This window comes from Desulfomonile tiedjei, from assembly GCA_016212925.1.
Classification (GTDB): domain Bacteria; phylum Desulfobacterota; class Desulfomonilia; order Desulfomonilales; family Desulfomonilaceae; genus JACRDF01.
Genome location: JACRDF010000031.1, coordinates 28,343 through 45,297 on the forward strand (window position 1 = coordinate 28,343; position 16,955 = coordinate 45,297).

The 16,955-nt window shown below is 53.1% G+C and carries 12 protein-coding genes; 7 read left to right on the forward strand and 5 right to left on the reverse strand.

Features of this window, described 5'->3' with window-relative positions; genetic code table 11:
• The first annotated feature begins 316 nt into the window (after positions 1 to 316).
• The 3 genes from HY913_13080 (at position 317) to HY913_13090 (ending at position 5,022) form a co-directional block, all read left to right on the forward strand.
• Positions 317 to 1,498, forward strand: coding sequence for an efflux RND transporter periplasmic adaptor subunit (locus HY913_13080; GenBank protein ID MBI4964205.1), 1,182 nt, complete (start codon positions 317 to 319; stop codon positions 1,496 to 1,498).
• Between the two features lie 12 nt (positions 1,499 to 1,510).
• Positions 1,511 to 4,657 (forward strand): multidrug efflux RND transporter permease subunit, encoded by a 3,147-nt coding sequence (locus HY913_13085; protein MBI4964206.1) that lies wholly within the window; start codon positions 1,511 to 1,513, stop codon positions 4,655 to 4,657.
• Between the two features lie 146 nt (positions 4,658 to 4,803).
• A complete protein-coding gene (locus HY913_13090) occupies positions 4,804 to 5,022 on the forward strand; it encodes a hypothetical protein (protein MBI4964207.1) in 219 nt (72 codons plus the stop codon).
• A gap of 218 nt (positions 5,023 to 5,240) precedes the next feature.
• Here the strand turns inward: HY913_13090 and HY913_13095 are convergent, their stop codons facing one another.
• The 3 genes from HY913_13095 to HY913_13105 all read right to left on the reverse strand — a co-directional run bounded on the left by HY913_13095 (position 5,241) and on the right by HY913_13105 (position 9,493).
• Complete coding sequence (locus HY913_13095) at positions 5,241 to 7,532, reverse strand: hypothetical protein (GenBank protein ID MBI4964208.1); 2,292 nt, start codon at positions 7,530 to 7,532, stop codon at positions 5,241 to 5,243.
• Complete coding sequence (locus tag HY913_13100; protein ID MBI4964209.1) at positions 7,525 to 8,202, reverse strand: hypothetical protein; 678 nt, start codon at positions 8,200 to 8,202, stop codon at positions 7,525 to 7,527. The genes HY913_13095 and HY913_13100 overlap by 8 nt, the downstream gene beginning before the upstream one ends.
• 541 nt (positions 8,203 to 8,743) lie before the next feature.
• Positions 8,744 to 9,493, reverse strand: a complete 750-nt coding sequence (locus tag HY913_13105) for a hypothetical protein (GenBank protein ID MBI4964210.1) — start codon at positions 9,491 to 9,493, stop codon at positions 8,744 to 8,746.
• A 250-nt stretch (positions 9,494 to 9,743) separates the two neighbouring features.
• Here HY913_13105 and HY913_13110 point away from each other — a divergent pair, with 250 nt between their 5' ends.
• Complete coding sequence (locus tag HY913_13110) at positions 9,744 to 11,330, forward strand: hypothetical protein (protein ID MBI4964211.1); 1,587 nt, start codon at positions 9,744 to 9,746, stop codon at positions 11,328 to 11,330.
• 554 nt (positions 11,331 to 11,884) lie between these two features.
• Positions 11,885 to 12,949, forward strand: coding sequence for a DHH family phosphoesterase (locus HY913_13115; protein MBI4964212.1), 1,065 nt, complete (start codon positions 11,885 to 11,887; stop codon positions 12,947 to 12,949).
• Here HY913_13115 and HY913_13120 read toward each other — a convergent pair.
• Positions 12,924 to 13,871 (reverse strand): hydroxyacid dehydrogenase, encoded by a 948-nt coding sequence (locus HY913_13120; GenBank protein ID MBI4964213.1) that lies wholly within the window; start codon positions 13,869 to 13,871, stop codon positions 12,924 to 12,926. The two genes, HY913_13115 and HY913_13120, sit on opposite strands and share 26 nt — an antisense overlap.
• A gap of 77 nt (positions 13,872 to 13,948) precedes the next feature.
• On the reverse strand, positions 13,949 to 14,386 hold the full coding sequence (locus HY913_13125; GenBank protein ID MBI4964214.1) for a hypothetical protein: 438 nt from the start codon (positions 14,384 to 14,386) through the stop codon (positions 13,949 to 13,951).
• A gap of 696 nt (positions 14,387 to 15,082) precedes the next feature.
• Here HY913_13125 and HY913_13130 point away from each other — a divergent pair.
• Positions 15,083 to 15,805: a sulfite exporter TauE/SafE family protein gene (locus HY913_13130; protein ID MBI4964215.1), complete on the forward strand. Its 723-nt coding sequence runs from the start codon at positions 15,083 to 15,085 to the stop codon at positions 15,803 to 15,805.
• A 61-nt stretch (positions 15,806 to 15,866) separates the two neighbouring features.
• Positions 15,867 to 16,910 carry a hypothetical protein gene (locus HY913_13135; protein MBI4964216.1) on the forward strand — a complete coding sequence of 348 codons (1,044 nt, stop codon included), beginning with the start codon at positions 15,867 to 15,869 and terminating at the stop codon, positions 16,908 to 16,910.
• The last annotated feature ends 45 nt before the right edge of the window (positions 16,911 to 16,955 follow it).

Consider the following 16,955-nt stretch of genomic DNA (forward strand, 5'->3'; position numbering starts at 1 on the left):
CTGAACAGAGGTGCCACGCGTCCTACGTTTTGGTCCATTCAACCGGCTCTATGTTACCGGTCGGGGAACCTTGCGTCTAGCATGTACTATACTCGCACTGACCAATGCTGTCCACGGAGAATTCGCAAGGATGTTAACACCCTTGACCTGTGTGAGCTTCCACAGTGGGAAGGAGTTGAAGCCTCCTTTTAGTCAGGTCATACGCATTTACGGGCGATGAGGGCTTGAAACAAGGAATAAGAGCGTTTTTGATTGACTCCCAAACAGCACTTCTGTAGTGAAATCCTTACACATATAGAAATCAGGAGTTTGGTTCATGAAAGCCATCAGATTATCAGGAGTGTTGCTTATTGTCGCCTTGGCTTCAATGAGCATTTTCGGCTGCAGCGAAAAGGCCCACGTCGCTGTGCCACCTCCCGCTGAGGTCATCGTTAGCCAACCCTTGAGCAAAGAAGTGACCCAATTCCTGGAATTCACCGGGACCACTGCCGCGTTGGAATTTGTGGAGATTCGCGCCAGAGTCGAGGGCTGGTTGGAGCGCATTAATTTCGATCCCGGATCAGAGGTCAAGAAAGAGGACTTGCTCTTCATAATAGATCCGAGGCCCTTCCAGGCCCAGGTTGACCAATTTGAAGCTGCTCTGAGGGCAAAGCAGGCAGATTTCCAGTTGAAGCAGGCAAATCTGAAGCGCGCGGAGCAGCTGCTTGCCTCCGCGTCCATCAGTCAGCTCCAATATGACGTGCAAAAAGCTGAAGAACTGGTCGCCGCCGCGCAGGTAGGAATTGCCAAGGCCGATCTGGAGAAGGCAAAGCTCGATCTGGCCTACACTCGGGTCATCGCTCCGATCAGCGGCAATGTGAGCCGTAACTATGTGGATGTGGGGAACCTGGTCGGAGCGAGAGAAAAGACGCTTCTCACCGAGATTGTTAACGACAATTCCGTGTACGTATATTTTGACGTTAGCGAGCGGGATATACTAATGCTGATGCGAATGTGGCCGAACATTCGGACCGAAAAACCTACTGACAGGGAAAGGCCTCCTGCCTATCTCCAGTTGGCTGATGAGACCGGATTCCCCCATGAAGGAAAGGTCGATTTCACCGAACCGCGAGTTGACCCAAGTACAGGAACGCTCAAGGTCAGGGCCATTTTTCCCAATGAAAAGGGCCTCCTGGTACCCGGGCTGTTTGGACGCGTCAGAGTTCCCATACAGAAGAAGGAGGCTCTCCTGGTACCTGAACTGGCAGTGGGAATTGGCCAGGCCGGAAGGTACGTGCTAGTCGTGAATAAGGAAAACGTTGTTGAGCAAAAACTGGTCAAGACCGGCCATCTCGAAGGAACACTCCGGGTCATAGACGAGGGGTTGGCAAAGGATGAACGTGTGGTGATCAACGCTATCCAAAGGGCAAGGCCTGGAGCCAAGGTCAGCCCCAAGGAATCGCCCATCTCTTCCACGCCTCAGGGTCCCGAAAAGGACACACCATATTCCGGAAAGTAGTGGAGGGCCGACATGCTCAGTCGCTTTTTCATTGAAAGGCCCATTTTCGCCTCGGTCATCTCGATTCTTATCGTCTTTGCGGGCGGCATTTCCATTTTCTCTCTCCCGATCGCGCAATACCCCGAAATTGTTCCGCCCGTTGTCCAAGTATCCGCCTACTATCCTGGCGCGGATCCACGCGTCATAGCGGAAACGGTCGCGGCTCCTATTGAACAGCAGGTAAACGGCGTCGAGAACATGCTCTACATGTCGAGCCAGAGTGCGGCTGATGGATCGTACACGTTGAATGTCACCTTTGATCTTGGCACCAACATTGACATGAACACGGTGCTCACGCAAAACCGCGTCTCCGCGGCCCTGGCCCAACTGCCCGAAGACGTTCAGCGGCAAGGCGTGACGACCAAGAAGGTGTCGAGCGCCCTTGTCCTTATCATTAGCCTGTTTTCTCCGGACAATCGGTATGACGACCTCTTCATAACCAATTACGCGACGATAAACCTTAAGGACCCGTTGAGCCGAATACCTGGAGTCGGCAACATTGCCTTGTATCCGAGCAAGGATTACTCCATGAGGTTGTGGCTGGATGCGGACAAACTGCGGGCCAGAGATCTCACTATTGACGATGTGGTTGGGGCATTGCGCCAGCAGAACGTGCAAGTGGCAGCCGGGCAGCTCGGCCAGCCTCCCGTACCAAAGGATCAGATCTATCAGCTCAACGTAAACACCTTGGGCCGACTTACGGATGTGGAACAGTTCGAGGATGTCATTATCAAGACCGGAGAAGGTACGCGGGCCATTCGAGTCAGAGACGTAGGGAAAGTAGATTTGGGCGGCAAGGCCTATGACTTCTTGTCTCTTTTCAACGGCCGGCCTGCGGCCACCATGATCGTCTATCAGTCCCCCGGTTCCAACGCGATAGAAGTGACCGATCAGGTGCTCAGGGCCTTGGAGGAACTCAAGAAAACATTCCCTCCGGCCCTTGAATACCGTGTCCTTTACAAGATTGCCGATTTTGTAAACGCGTCGATTCATGAAGTGATCAAGACGTTGTTCGAAGCATTTGTGCTCGTGGTTTTAGTGGTTTTCATCTTTTTGCAGAGCTGGCGCGCAACCTTGATTCCCATGATAAGCATTCCCGTTGCCTTGATAGGCACGTTTGCAGTCATGGCTCTGTTGGGCTTCTCCATAAATATGGTGACCCTCTTCGGGCTTGTCCTGGCGATCGGGCTGGTGGTGGACGACGCAATTGTCGTCGTGGAGAATGTTGAGCGCAACATGGCGGAATTCGGCCTGAGTCCCAAAGACGCGGCTATCCGATCAATGGAGGAGGTCAGCGGGGCGATCATCGGCATCACCCTGGTACTTATGGCCGTCTTTGTGCCGCCCGCGTTCCTCGGGGGCATCACCGGCCAGCTGTTCAGGCAGTTCTCTCTCACTATCGCCATTACCATGTTTTTCAGCGCGATCAACGCGCTCACAATGAGCCCGGCCCTGTGCGCCCTGATTCTGCGACCCGGGCACGGACAGAAGAACGCCTTTTTTAGAGGTTTCAATAGTGGTTTCAACCGGACCACGGAATGGTACACGCGCATCGTTTCCATAGCGGTGCGCCGCATTGCTCTCATGATGGTCTTGTTTGTTGGGCTGGTTGCGCTCACTGCGATCACGTATGGCAAGGTCCCTACGGGGTTCCTCCCTTTGGAAGATGACGGGCTGGTTCTCGTCAACGTTCTGATGCCCGACGGCGCGACGCTGGATCGCACCAACAAGGTCGTGCAAGAGGCCGGCGCCTTGATCGGCCAGACCGACGGTGTGCTCGGCTGGGGCGCATTGGTCGGCTATTCCATGATCGATGCAGCGCGATCCAACCTGGCCACAATCTTCGTTCCTTTGAAACCGTGGGAAGAGCGCCTCGCGCACGGACGCAGCCGAGAAATAATCATGAAGGAACTTTCGGCTAAGTTTCAGAAAATATACGAAGGAATGGTATTCACATACACCCTGCCGCCTGTCCTCGGATTGGGAACGGGCGGGGGGTTCGAGATGCAGCTTCTTGACAAGGGGGACCTGGGCTTTCAGGAGTTGGAGCAGTCCGGCACGCAATTGGCACAGGCGGCCAACCAACAGCCGGAGTTGGAATCCGTGTTCGCCACGTTTCGCTCGACGTATCCGAGCGTTTATCTCGATATCGATCGAACCAAGGCGTTGGCACTGAAGGTTCCCCTCCAAAGCGTTTTCAGCACCCTGCAAACGTACCTCGGGTCGACATATGTAAATGATTTCAATAAATTCAGCAGAACATGGCAAGTCAGGGTCCAGGGAGACAGCATGTTCCGGCGTACCCCGGAAGATATCTCGCAACTTTTCATGAGAAACACAGACGGGAAAATGATTCCTTTGGGCACTCTCCTAAACGCCCGGTACGAAGTGGGCCCGATGCGTGTGGACAGGTACAACCTGTTTCCGACCGCGAAGCTAATGGGTGAAAACGCTCCGGGATACAGCTCGGGCCAGGCCCTGAGTATCATGGAACAGTTGGCGGCAAAGGTGCTGCCTCCAGGGATGGCCTTCGAGTGGACGAACATGGCTTACCAGGAAAAGAAAGCCGCCGGGAAGGCCGTCATAACTTTCATAGCAGCAATACTGGTTGTCATCCTCATCCTTGCAGCCCTGTACGAGAGTTGGGCCGATCCCATTTCAGTCGTTTTGATCGTCCCCTTGGCGGTTCTCGGCGCTGCCGTAGGCCTTCTGATAGGCGGCATGGACAACAACGTCTACACTCAAGTGGGGCTTGTGCTCCTGGTGGGGTTGGCGGCCAAGAATGCGATTCTCATAGTTGAATTCGCGCGGGAAGTCAGGTCCAAGGGGGTTGGCGTCCTGGAAGCCGCGGTCGAAGCATCGAAGTTGCGCTTTCGACCCATTCTGATGACTTCGTTTGCGTTTATCCTAGGAGTTCTACCCCTGGTGACTGCATCAGGTGCCGGCGCAGTCAGTCGGCAATCAGTGGGGACCGCAGTCTTTGCCGGGATGCTTGGGGTCACCATACTCGGGGTGTTCTTCATTCCAGTCCTATACGTACTCATGCAGGGCCGGAAGAGAAAGCTGGAGCAGCCAACAGGGACAGCCTCGGGGGCTGGAACAGGTGGTGAAGCCTCGTGAGGTCCGTCGAACCCCCTTGCTGGAATTCAGGCTTTTCAAAACATGGCCCGCTTGCCACTGCTTGCTTGTCAGGCATGCGGCCTCACGTCGTGCCATCTTGACACAGTTTGGGGATGAAGATAGCCTTTGAGTAGGAGGTGTACCCTGTGACCAAGCTTCTGACACGTGCCTTTGAAAAGGCGTCTGAGCTTTCAGACGAACTCCAGGATCAGCTCGCCCAAGAATTGTTGGAAGAAATTGAAGGGGAAGCCAGCTGGGATCGGACTCTGGAAGAGTCGCAGGAGACGTTGGAGCGCCTGGCGGACAAGGCCTTGCAAGATTACCGTGAGGGCAAGACTGACAAGATTGGCTTCGACGACCTGTGAAATCTCAACTGACCCCTGATTTCATTTCTTGCTTTCGGAGACTCCCAGCTCGAATTCAGCGCCTTGCGCGCAAGGACTGTGAGCTGTGGAGTTCACAAACGTAGGATCATCAACCCGAGTGACACGCTGAGGAAGCCCCGTCGCAATTAGCGGTGCAGGACTTGCCATGCCAACTCGGTTCAAGAATTATGTGTGGTGTCCCAATTCGCACCACCAATTCAGTGTGTCGCCCACGCTCTCTCGTAATTATCCAGTCTCTTGAGTAGGTTGGAGCCTATTGACAGAGGCAGTGTCGGCTCCGACGGATCTAAGATGGTTTGGCACTGCTTCAAAATGCTCGCCTGCATTGTGGCCGTGAAGGAGAACAAACCATGTAGGGAAAGTCCATCTACACCCCTGGTCAAATGGTTCCTCGCTTCCTCGTATACCTTTCTCTGGTCCTCATCGAGGGCCTTGCTAGTTTTCTGACACCGCTTTTCCTGATATTCATTAACGGATTTTATGAGTCGGAAAAAGGATACAGCGTTGGTAATCTTACAGAGCACCCATTCCTCTACCCCGTCAGACTTAACGCTTGATGCCTGCAAAAAGGGGTTCTTATTCCATGGCACACGCTTTCTTTCAAGGGGAGTGCACATGGAGCACAAATTGAGATATGCCACATCGTAGATAAGGTCAGAAAGTAATATGTCGAGCTTAAGAGAGCACTTAATTGTCCAGCGTGACCGATGAGAAGGTTGGTCGTAATGCATGCCTCCCAAATAAAATATTTCAAACTCGCCATACTCTTCAATGAGGTTCAGTAGAAGTTCCTCCTCATATTCAAACAGAATCTTACACAATGCAATCAAGTCGGCCGCAATCGGTAACGGAGGTTTCTGTTTGCCCTTCCTAAGCCTTTCGGTAGCCGCTGCCAACTGAAGAATTCTCAGCCCTGCCAGCAGCCCATGTCCGTCAGTGGGAAATGTCACGCCTTGACCCGTAGAAGTGAACGGAAAAGTAAAGATGTTTGGCAATAGATTCGTTTCGAATCGATTGTTGCTACCTGTCCTCTCCAACAAACCGTCCCGCTTCAGTTTATAGACATAGTGCGCACGAGGAAACTCGTACCCTCCCCTTAGAAGCGATTCTAGCAAGAGATATGACTTATTCTCCTCAACTCTCGCGAACTCGTAATGCAGCACAAGAAGGGCATTGACTTTGGCTCTGTTATTATCGGGATGGATTCCGTCAAGTACTTGATACCAACTCTTGCCTTCTCGATTCCTTCGTTTCAAATAATCCAAAAACTCATTCAAATGTGCCTGCCAGTCCCCCAGATTTGAATATTCGGGCAGCTTTGACAACTCCTTCATCTCCCCACTAATATAGTTTATCCTGCGCTCAACTATGCGCTTGAAGTTGACGGCTCTTAGTCTCGCCTCGAAGTAGTTCGATGGAAAAGAGCCGCGCGTGGCCGAAAGATCTCGCAAGGTATCAGTGCGGGCGACGCCGACGATAGGGCATCCCAAATTATTGACCCCAGCAAGCAACTGGCGCAGCCCCCTTTTGACTTTCTGATAGCGCTGCTTATGATAGGGGAGAGCTTCCAGCCTGTCCACTCCATCCAAAACCAGAATAAACGCGTAGCCTTTTGCCATTGCATGTTCAAAAACGCGTCGTCCGATCAACTTGGGGACGATTTCAGGATCTGCCGATTCCGGTGCCTCTTCAGCCTGCATGAAGGAATACTTCAAATACGCGACCTTTTCCCCCATATCTTTTCTTGTTTCCATGTCGGAAACCTCGGATAACCAAATGTCTAACTCCGCGCTGAGGTCAAGTCCGATTGGCTTCGGAGACCCTTCCTCCCATCGGATTGATCGTACGTCATAATACCGCAGTACTATCTTGGCTGCCTGCGCATAGACAATGTGCAACAAATCTTCAATGCTGCTGAATTCCCTGGCGAGATTAACTCTCACCCATATTACCTTGGCTTCATCAAAGATTTTGGTGTACTTGGAGATAACATGATTAAGAAAAAACGTTTTGCCGGATCCTCTTGCCCCGTACAGGACCGTGAAAGCGGCACTGGCGAGCGTTTTTAACTGCTCAGCGCGATCAACACGGTTTTTATCCAAAAAAACTTTACGAAATTTCTGTGCTGCTTGAATCAGAGAAGTGACAAGGTAGTATGTACTCTCTGGATTTTGGTTTACCCACAGAGCGTCCACCTCTCCTTGATCCTGGTGGTAGACGTATGACTCGACTAGAGCATTAGCGTTGAATCGGTCGTTCTTGCGTACTATTATATGACCCAAACGGTTGTGAACTAAGTCCCACAACAACTTCTCTTCGACAGGTCTCGCTTTGTATGTGTTGGGCTTTCCCGTGGCTATCAACCGAGCCTCAATGGGCGTCTTCCACTTTCTCTCACGTCCCAAGAAATAATTGAAGTCACGTATCGGCTTTTGAATAAGGTCCCGTATTCTACTTAACGCCAAGGCGATCTCTGATATCTCATTCATCGTCCCCATCTGCCTCCTCAAGATACCCCATAGTCTCGTACCATATCTTAGCCACCTTGAATGGACCATTTAATGAGTAGTGTTCCCATTTCTGTCTAGCTTGGTTCAGGAATTGGTTCTCTTGATATGGCAGCACCACAATGCCCCTTGTCATCTCGGCGTTTTTCAATTTGATTGGCTTAATTCTCAAATCATGAGCGTCTTCCATCAGCTCGTCTTTGATTTCCTTGAACTCGTATTCGGGCAAGATAACGCATGGAATAGACATTGACGATTCGTAGCTCGCCGCACGTGTTACGGGGTGTCCAACCAGTATATTATCGCCGCTGGCTATCTCACCACATGCTATGCCTCCCCGCAAAATGAGATCGCTGCTCATGAATGTGTCCATAATCAGAGCAACCTCTTCGAGGCAAGTCTTCAACGCTTCCACTTTTGATTTTTTATTATTACGCCTAAACTGATAGACGAGGAACGCGCAATCAGAAAAAGCAAAAAAAGTGTTTGGTCCTGCATGATTCTTCAACACCCTTTCATGGGCTTTCCTCCAGCACTTCGCTAGTCTGTCATACAAATGCCGCGCATTCTCTCGCGCTGACAAATCACCGAAACCGTAAGCATCTAAGTAGACTACCCATGCCAGCACTATCCCACCCCTCCTCTTAGCCAAAAATGATCCCTGAAAAACTGCGTCACTAGAATTTCGGACTGCTCCTCGGACAGTACCAGCATCGCAGCAAGCTAGGAATTTGCATCTGGGAAATGTTTTGCCGAACCATTACAGGAAAAGGGAGAACCACAGAGGAACTCTTTGCCGGACCCACTACCACCAGCTTCTTCGAGCGGGTTAGGCGTGCGTTCACTTGTGCTGTGAATTGAAGCGACCGCCGTGGCCTGAAAGGAGGCAGTACCGCCCCCATGGAAAGCCACATTTTACCCTAGTGGGTAAGCATACTCCTCCCCTGTTCAGCCAGTCAACCATAATCTTTGGCCCTGACGGTTCGTTTTCGCAAACTTTGTTTGACAGTAGCGGGCAAACGGCAAGACTAAGGCCAAACCGACGACATGCCTGCTCGTATCGCAGCGCGCCTTTGCGGCCGTTCCGGAGCCACCATACCTATCTATGCTCAGTAAAGGGCTTCCGGCCCGACTTTCTGAGACGAAGCATGCGACGTAACGCGGTCCGTAGTACGTGCGGCTCGGCCTGGCCGTCAGGACGCTGCAAGCTTGGCAATCTGCTCCTGAACATCTTTTTGCTGGAAGTGGTCCGGGTCGTGAAGATATTGCTTGATGGTTTCCCACTCAACTCTGTGCATGATGCCTTCGAGCAATGGGAGGCCCGTGGTCTTGAACTGAATTAGGCTGAGGAGGTCTATCCCCGCTGAAGCGGCCGCTTCCATTCCTCCCTGTTCGCGGTCCAGGACTACCAAAACCTTCCGGCATTCAACGTCTGCGAGACCTCTCCGATGAACCTCGTGTCTGACTTGCTCCATAGCGATGAGCTTGCTGTCGAACCTAGTTACCAGGTCGTCCACGAGGGCAATTCTGTCGCGAGACTGCATTTCCCCTTCCAGAAGGGCATGTTCACCGTAACTGGTTATGGCTTCTTTGAAGGAGGCCAGGGATTTCACGTTTTCCATCTTTCTCGTGAATCCGGCCGGGATGCCTCCGGCCAAGGCCATGCCTGCCGCGATGGGAACTCCGGCCATGGCAATGCCGATGACTCTGGTTATTTCCGGCGCTTCTTCTTTGACCATTCTGCACATGGCCTTGCACACCTTTTCGAATACCGCGGGAAAAGACGCCAAAGGTCTTAGCTGGATGTACAAGGGGCTGTACAGTCCGGAAATCAATGTCCAACCCTGGGGACGGTCACGATAGAAGGTTCGTATCATGCGGTTTTCGTATAGAAGCCCGAGAACTTCCTTCGCCAGAGCCTTTTTTTCTTCCTTCCAAGGCATTTTTCGACCTTTCAGCATGCAGCCTTAAGTTCAGATGCTACCGGCGTGACACCGGTTTTATTGGTTGATGGATCAACGAACGGTCCCGCAAAAGCTTCACCTTGTCAAGCGATAAGTCGAAAACCATTTCACCGCCGAGAACGCCGCCTCGGCGGCTTCCATCCCAGGCCGCAGGTTGACTAAGGTCTTTGGCTATTGTAGTTTGAGAGATTCCGACCTCGAAGTTAAATCAAGAATGGGGAAGTTTTCCATGCTTGAAGGGAAGAATATTCTCATAATTGGCGCAAGGGCCGGCGGGTACGGCGCTTCTATTGCGAAGGCCGCCTTGGAAGCAGGAGCGCAGGTCTACGGCACCTCGCTGAGCCCGCAGGACCCGAAGGAACAGGCTTTCTTCAACGACCTGGGGATTACTCTGATAGACATCCCATTGCGATACTCTTTCGATCAGCGACAAACAGTCTTCAACGATCTTTCGCAAATTGAAGCCTGGCTCCGAGAGCGAGGTGTAACCCGTCTCGACGCGATCGTTCATACCGTTGCCGGTGGTTTTCCTCGTCAGCCTGCGGTAATGAAGGCTGTGGGAGACATCCTCAAAGGCAAACAGACTTTTTCGGACATGGCCACCGCGGTCCGCAGAGACGTCTATTACGTGAACGCAATCTCCTTCCAGGATACGGTCAACGGCCTGGCGGGTTTGAGCGACGACGCAACCCAATTTGTCGCGCTCACTTACCGAGGAGATCTGCCGTATTTCATCTCTCAGACCAAGAAATGCCTCGAACAAATTGCGGTGCGCCTAGCTCGACACGGCAAGCGGACCCTTTTGGCCGCACTGCCCGAAGCTTGGACGCAGTCCTCCCAGTTTTTCACCGGAATAGAAATCGCGGTTCTGCACAATTACATCGAGCATTTGCAGGGCCGAACTTCGGTTTCCGATGACCTGGCTCCGGAATTTTCGAGGCTTGAGAATTCTCTGGCCGCGGTTGAGGGACTACCGCAGTTAGTAGAGGATCTGGATGTTTTTCGCCGAGACCAATGGACCGGGGTAAAGGATTCATCGGATGTGGCCGATCTTTCCAACATGGTGCATGAATTGTTCGTTCGGTTGCGAAGAGATGGGACTTTTCCCGTCCTGAGGCGCGCGGTGGAAATCATCTCGGATTTTGTCAGAGACGCGTCCGGCGTTATCCTGGTCAGAGAACTTCTTGACGCGGGCCGATATCAGCCGGGCGATGTCCGACAAGTGTACTACGCAGATCTTCTCGGACAGTCGGAAATAGGGCTCGCGGCGCGCAGACAGAAAAAGCCTACCGCGGAGCCGACACATCGGGAATGGAGCGACTTTGACAAGGATGAAATTCGAAAAACGCTGAACATGTACGGCCCGAGTTTCCTGTTTTTGGACCGAGTCGTGATGGAGATGGGCGACCTGAGAGACGGCATGATAGGGTTCGGGAGTTTCACCGTACCGACGCCCGAAGAAAACCCCATAATGAAAGACCATTTCGTCGACATGCCGTTGTTTGGGGGTCATCTCCAGATGGAAGCGGTCGCTCAGTTCGGCACATTCATGCTGCTCAAGCTCCTCCAAGGCAAAAAGGTACTGCCGATTCTTACCGGTACGGAATTTCCGGACCTCAACACCATGGCCCCGCCGGGGGAAAAACTGCGAATGCAGGGCACAATCCGCGTTAGAGAGAAAAGAAACCTCACCTTGGAAGCGTGGATAGAGAACCGATTCGCGCGCTCCAAAGGGACAATTCGAGGTATGCTCCTCAGCGAGCGCGTTGTCCGGAAGATGATGTCTTCTTTCAGCTCCCCAGACACTGAAGATTAAGAACAAGAATCTAGTGCCCAGTCCGATATGGCACGGATGAGCCAGCAGGCAGGTCCGCCGCACCAAATCTGCTGGCCATTTTCATTATTCTTGGTGGCGCATGCCCCATGGAGTTGCTATGACGCGGGGTGGCCCGGACGCCACGCGTCCGGGTCGCGAAGCGACAAGAGGTGATTTTCGGGATCCGATTCAGCCCACCACCCATAGTTGAAGAGGTCACTGCGCGCACAACAGCCCCTCTTGTTCCTTCGGAACCTGGAGGCAGTAGCCTCCGGACCACCCAGCGTAACTCAATTCCTCGGCGATGATGAATTCTGACACAGTTCCAGGTGCCCGCCTCCCTAAAAATGAGATCGTTTCAGGCCTTCTGCAAATATCCATTCTTCATTTGAATATTTTCGAATAAATCCTATTATCATCCGAAAGGTGCTCCTGCCACTCTGGTTGGCGTCGAGGTGGAGCACTATATTATCTTTGTATGGACCCGGTTCCGTTGGAACTCCTGGGGGTTTGGGCCCTTATAGAGGGATCGAGGTCCCATTGGTGACCATGCCATGAACTCGCTGCGCTCCGATTTATGCAGGTCAGCGGAAAAGCTGGAAGAAATGGAGCGGGTTCTTGAAGGCGCGGGTAAACGCCGAGTATTGCTGCTATGCCACAACAATCCTGATCCTGATACCATTGCCGGCGCAAACGGAATGAGTTTTCTGCTGAACAAGAAGTTTAACGTGCGTTCGGTGATAGGCTACGGCGGGGTGGTGACTCGCGCGGAAAACAAGGCAATGATCCAGCGATTGCGCATCAAGACGTCACGGTTGACTCGGCTGGACCCTTCGCAATATTTCGGCGTGGCTTTGATAGACGCTCAGCCCGGCACGGGAAATAGCCTGATGGACGGGAAAGGCGAACGCCCGCTCATCGTAATCGATCATCATCCTCTGAGGAAACACTCCTTGAAGGCCCACGTGCATGACATCCGCCCCAACTACGGCGCTACGTCCACCATCGTAACCGAGTATATTGCAGCCGCCGGGTTGGTGCCTTCCCGGTCGGTGGCCAATGGACTCCTCTACGGGATCAAGACCGACACCAACGCGCTGGGAAGGGGCGCGAGCAAACAAGATTTTAACGCATTCATTTATCTCTCGCCTCTGACTAATCCTCGAGTCCTCGGCTGGATAGAGAAGCCTACTCTGTCGCCGGAGTACTTTGTGGATTACCAACGAGGCCTGGCGCGAACACTCCTTTATCGGGACGTGGCCGTGTCATATCTTGGGAAAATACTCTCGGAGGCCATAATCCCAGAGCTTGCCGATCTGTTGCTTAGAATAGAGGGTATCAGTTGGTCTTTGTGTATGGGAGAGAACAAGAACTCGATGATTATCTCGGCGAGATCCAGTTCGCGGACCAAGAAGGCCGGGGTGGTCCTGCGCAGGCTCATAGGAACGTCAGGGTCCGCAGGCGGACATCGGGAAATGGCCGGCGGCCAAGTTCCGCTCGGGGGCATGCCGGCAGCGGAAAGGCAGGACCTCCCGCGAAGGTTGATCAATAGGTTCCTTAAGCTGCTGGACCGGGACGGAGTTACACCGAAGCTTATGGTGGAGTCTCCCGAGACGTGACCTGCTCGGCTGGAAGGTCGTCTTTGTTCACGCAGTATAGAGGCATCTTCCCTTCCTTGAACTTCAGGATGTTTTCAGCAAGGACTCGGCTTATACCCTCGTAATTCTGGCGGGTTGCACCAGCCACGTGCGGAGTTGCAAATACGTTTTCCATCGAGAGGAATGGATGATTAGGGTCTACAGGCTCTTGGCAATAAACGTCCAGGCCGGCCCCCGCAATTAACCCTTGCTGCAAAGCTTCCAGCAAGTCCTGTTCATTCACCACCGGGCCTCTGGAGACATTGACTAAAAACGCGGTGGGCTTCATTGCCTTGAACAGGTCCTTTTCAAAAATCCCCCTTGTTTGGTCGTTCAGGGATATGGTGGAAATGACAAAGTCAGCTTGAGAAGCCATCCTACAAAGATCAGGAAGCCCTCCTGCCTCTGTCAGACCGATTTCCTGTTCAACATCGGGATTGGGGCTTCGGCGAATGGCTTCAACTGTCATTCCCAGAGAGGTCAGCTTGCGGACAAGCGCTTTCCCTACCATGCCCAGGCCGACAACAAGTGCCCTTTGCCCGAGAAGCGCGTCACCGAGCGGCGCGCCCCACCTGCCTTCGTCGAACGCCCTAAAGCACTGATGGATTCGTCGCGCCAATCCGAACATGAGAAAGACAGCATGTTCCGCTGTGGAATCGGCATTAGCCGTAACATCGGCAGGGACATTGCAAACCAGAATGCCCCGGGATGTTGCGGCAGGGATGTCCACACCCTCCAAACCGACTCCCCATTGATGAATCAGCGTGGCGCCGGTTGTCCGTATCAATTCAGGTTCAAGGCGATGCATGAGAGGGATAATGACATGGACCTCTCGTCCCTTTTCGATCAGATGCCGCGGGGGGCACGCGATGATCTCGTCGTCCGGCAGAAGGGATTTGAGCATCTTCGGCGCTTCCGGAAAAGTCTCTCCACAGAATAGGATCTTCAATGTTAGGCCTTTGCTTTTCTTGGGTGATCGGTCTAGAAGGCGCCGACGACCTTGAATTCTATTCCCGGCCGGCCGTCCACAGGGCAGATGTTCTGCTCCAGATACGCGGTGATCGGAAATAGAGGACAAGTGTTGCCCGGCACAAGGAACTTGGGCAACTCCAGCCCGAGCAGATCGGATTGGCCGGTGCCGTACTGGCGAGCGAGAAGTGGTTCACCATGTACCGGCAGTTTTGGATCTACGGGAATCTTTATGTTGCGTATCTGCCGGTTGCGTTCGCAAACAACAATAATGTTCTGTATATTTCGGGCCTCCTCGGAGGGGTCGGCCCCCTGAATGAAACGCTCCCGGTACCCGCAAGATCGGCAGAGGAACTCCAGGATTTCGCCTTCGGCCGGCACTTGGGCAGGGAACAGCACGAGCGCGGCCAACCCGAGGAAAAATGTTAGGTGTGCTCTGCCTATCGCCATTTTGAAACCTCCCATCCGTTGGACTCAACCCAACAAGTAGCGTGCTTTTTATGACGAGAGGCGTCTGAAATCAAGTTTTTTAGGAGTAAAACTCATATGGACGCCTACTGCACGACGTAAGCATTCACTGACGTGCGGGAGTTCTTGCCGTCATTCAGGCGAAGGCCGGAATCCGGTCTTTTCAATCCCGCGTTCCGCGCGGGACTGGACCCGGCTTTCGCCGGGGTGACGATTTCGGCTGATGGGGTTCTCTTCAGGTCAACAAAATTGATTCTTCGGCTCCTCTCCCCAGCGCATCTGAATGGTTACCTTCACGATCTTATTTACCGTTGACTAAACAAATTGTTTGATTCATGATATTGAACGAATAGACCGTTCAAGTTAAGGGCTGCGAGAATCCAATGTAGTGACACTGGACGCCGCATACTCTTTGGCAGGCAGGCAGATGGCCTAGTACAATGTGACAGGCACTTCTGCACCGGATAATTAGTCGTTGGCCAAGGAACCCGCAAACCAATCATACTTTGTTGGCCAAAACAGTAGGGGGGAGCAATTCCATTGTCAGAGTACTCAGATACGTGAGTCTCGTCTCATGCCATGAGTCTGTTGGGGGGTGTGTTTCCGGTCCGACCAAGAATTGCCGGTGACCGCGGAACGGAAACTGTACCAAACCAGTGATACAATAGCTGGGTCAAAATGTTTCCTATAATTGTAGCACTATCTTGTTTTGCTTTTCTTTTGTCCGCGTCGGCAGGGATGGGAGGATCATTAATATTGGTGCCGACTTTGGCTCTGTTTTATGGAGGAAAGCAAGGGATAGCCATGGCAGCGTTATTGCTGGCCATGAACAACGTTTGGAAGGTAATCCTTTATCGCAGGACCATGCCGATTCGGAAGGCTCTGGTGGTGATTCTCTGCACCATCATCGGAGCCGGGCTCGGGGCAAAAGTGATGGCATGGGCGCCGACCTGGATTGTGGAATCGGCCGTCTTCGTCGCCATCGGTGCTTCCTTTTTGTACGAAATCCGCAATCGTGTAGGACCGACGGAGGAGCGTCGGCCGCACACAACTTTGTCGTCGGTATTCCTCGCTTTCTTTGCCGGGGCCACGTCCGGCTTCTCGGGGACATCGGGCCCTCTCAAGGGAATTGCCCTCAGGAAACTGGAGCTGGATCGTTTCCATTTGGTCGGAGCCGCATCCGTAGTTTCGCTGGCTGGAGACGTTACAAAGGCCTCTGTGTTCTGTAATGAATCAATAGTACAGGAGCCGGCTATGGCGTTGATGTTGTGGCTGTTGCCGCTTATGCCGCTGGCATCTACGATGGGCCGCAAGATCAACCGGGAACTGGGCGAAAAATCGTATGCAACCCTCTTCTGGCTTGTGATGGGTGCATATTGCATTCGGCTCGTTGCGGTGTAGCGGCATGCAGCCATAACCGACCAAGTGCGGCGTACTTCCACGACTAAAAGGCAGATGGGACATGAAAGGCACAAGCGAAACCATTTTCCCCTTTCCGTTCCCCTTGGGCGTGGCCGACCTCGCGATTAAGCGTGCGTACGTGGAATCCGCTCCGGTAGGTATTGATGGGATTGATTTGGACGCAGGCCGCGTCGTGTGGCACTCCAGCGAGGTGGGGCGACCCCTCCTGGCCCATGAAGCAGAGCTTGCGGTATTGGTCCCGGAGTCTTACCAGGCAAATGCCTTTCGAATAGCCCTGTACCGTCCTCCCGATATCCAGCCTTCGTTCGTTTCGGAAAAAGTCGAGCTGCCGGAGTGGGTTTCGGTATTAAGTCGAGCCAAAGAGGACTTCTCATACCAGGTTCATTTGTCGGGAGACAGTTTGTCCATCGAATGGAGCGCCCGTAGCCGATACAAAGGAGGTGCTCCCCCTCCTGTAGAGATCGAGCAGGCGGCCCGAAAGAACGAACACGGAGTTGTTCAAGTGAATATGGTAACAGGGAGCGCGGCCAGCCAAATTATCGGCGGGAGAGCAGTTCCCTCGACAGAAACTCCGGAAGTTCCGGGCCTGGCCTACAAACGGAACTATACGTTTCAAAGCGGGCCTTGGACAGTTGGCACCAAGGTCGCCGTGCTGGCCGGCCCACGCGAGCCGGGAACCGGGAAGGCACTTCTCAAGATCTCGGAACCAGATCGCTCGGATCAGATCGAGCGATTTGAAATTGATCTCCCACACCCCGAACCACCTATTCTGTCGGAGGACGGTTTATACTTGATGCTGGAAAAACCCACCGGTGAAACCGGAACCGCAGTCGGTCCCCGCACGTACGAGCTGATTCGAACTGAAAAAGCCAGCGCGATATTGGAATTCACGGAAACGCAAGAAATAGAAGCTTTTGCGGTTTTGGGGGATCGCGTTTTTTATACTGTTTCAGCCGCGGCCTCACCGTTCGCCCCCCTTGCAGGCAGCCGAACATTGCGGGCGAGGGACCTGTTCACGGGACAAATATTGTGGGATTGCGAGCGGCCGAGCAGGCAGGTGCGTCCTGAGCAGCTCAGGCCGTGACTGAGGGAGTCCTGCTAGTTGTTTTGAACATGGCCATCTCAAAAG

Coding starts and splice junctions, on each gene's coding strand:
- HY913_13080 (MBI4964205.1), top strand. CDS start 317: ATGAAAGCCATCAGATTATCAGGAGTGTTGCTTATTGTCGCCTTGGCT.
- HY913_13125 (MBI4964214.1), bottom strand. CDS start 14,386: ATGGCGATAGGCAGAGCACACCTAACATTTTTCCTCGGGTTGGCCGCG.
- HY913_13105 (MBI4964210.1), bottom strand. CDS start 9,493: ATGCCTTGGAAGGAAGAAAAAAAGGCTCTGGCGAAGGAAGTTCTCGGG.
- HY913_13130 (MBI4964215.1), top strand. CDS start 15,083: ATGTTTCCTATAATTGTAGCACTATCTTGTTTTGCTTTTCTTTTGTCC.
- HY913_13095 (MBI4964208.1), bottom strand. CDS start 7,532: ATGAATGAGATATCAGAGATCGCCTTGGCGTTAAGTAGAATACGGGAC.
- HY913_13135 (MBI4964216.1), top strand. CDS start 15,867: ATGAAAGGCACAAGCGAAACCATTTTCCCCTTTCCGTTCCCCTTGGGC.
- HY913_13110 (MBI4964211.1), top strand. CDS start 9,744: ATGCTTGAAGGGAAGAATATTCTCATAATTGGCGCAAGGGCCGGCGGG.
- HY913_13120 (MBI4964213.1), bottom strand. CDS start 13,871: ATGCTCAAATCCCTTCTGCCGGACGACGAGATCATCGCGTGCCCCCCG.
- HY913_13115 (MBI4964212.1), top strand. CDS start 11,885: ATGAACTCGCTGCGCTCCGATTTATGCAGGTCAGCGGAAAAGCTGGAA.
- HY913_13085 (MBI4964206.1), top strand. CDS start 1,511: ATGCTCAGTCGCTTTTTCATTGAAAGGCCCATTTTCGCCTCGGTCATC.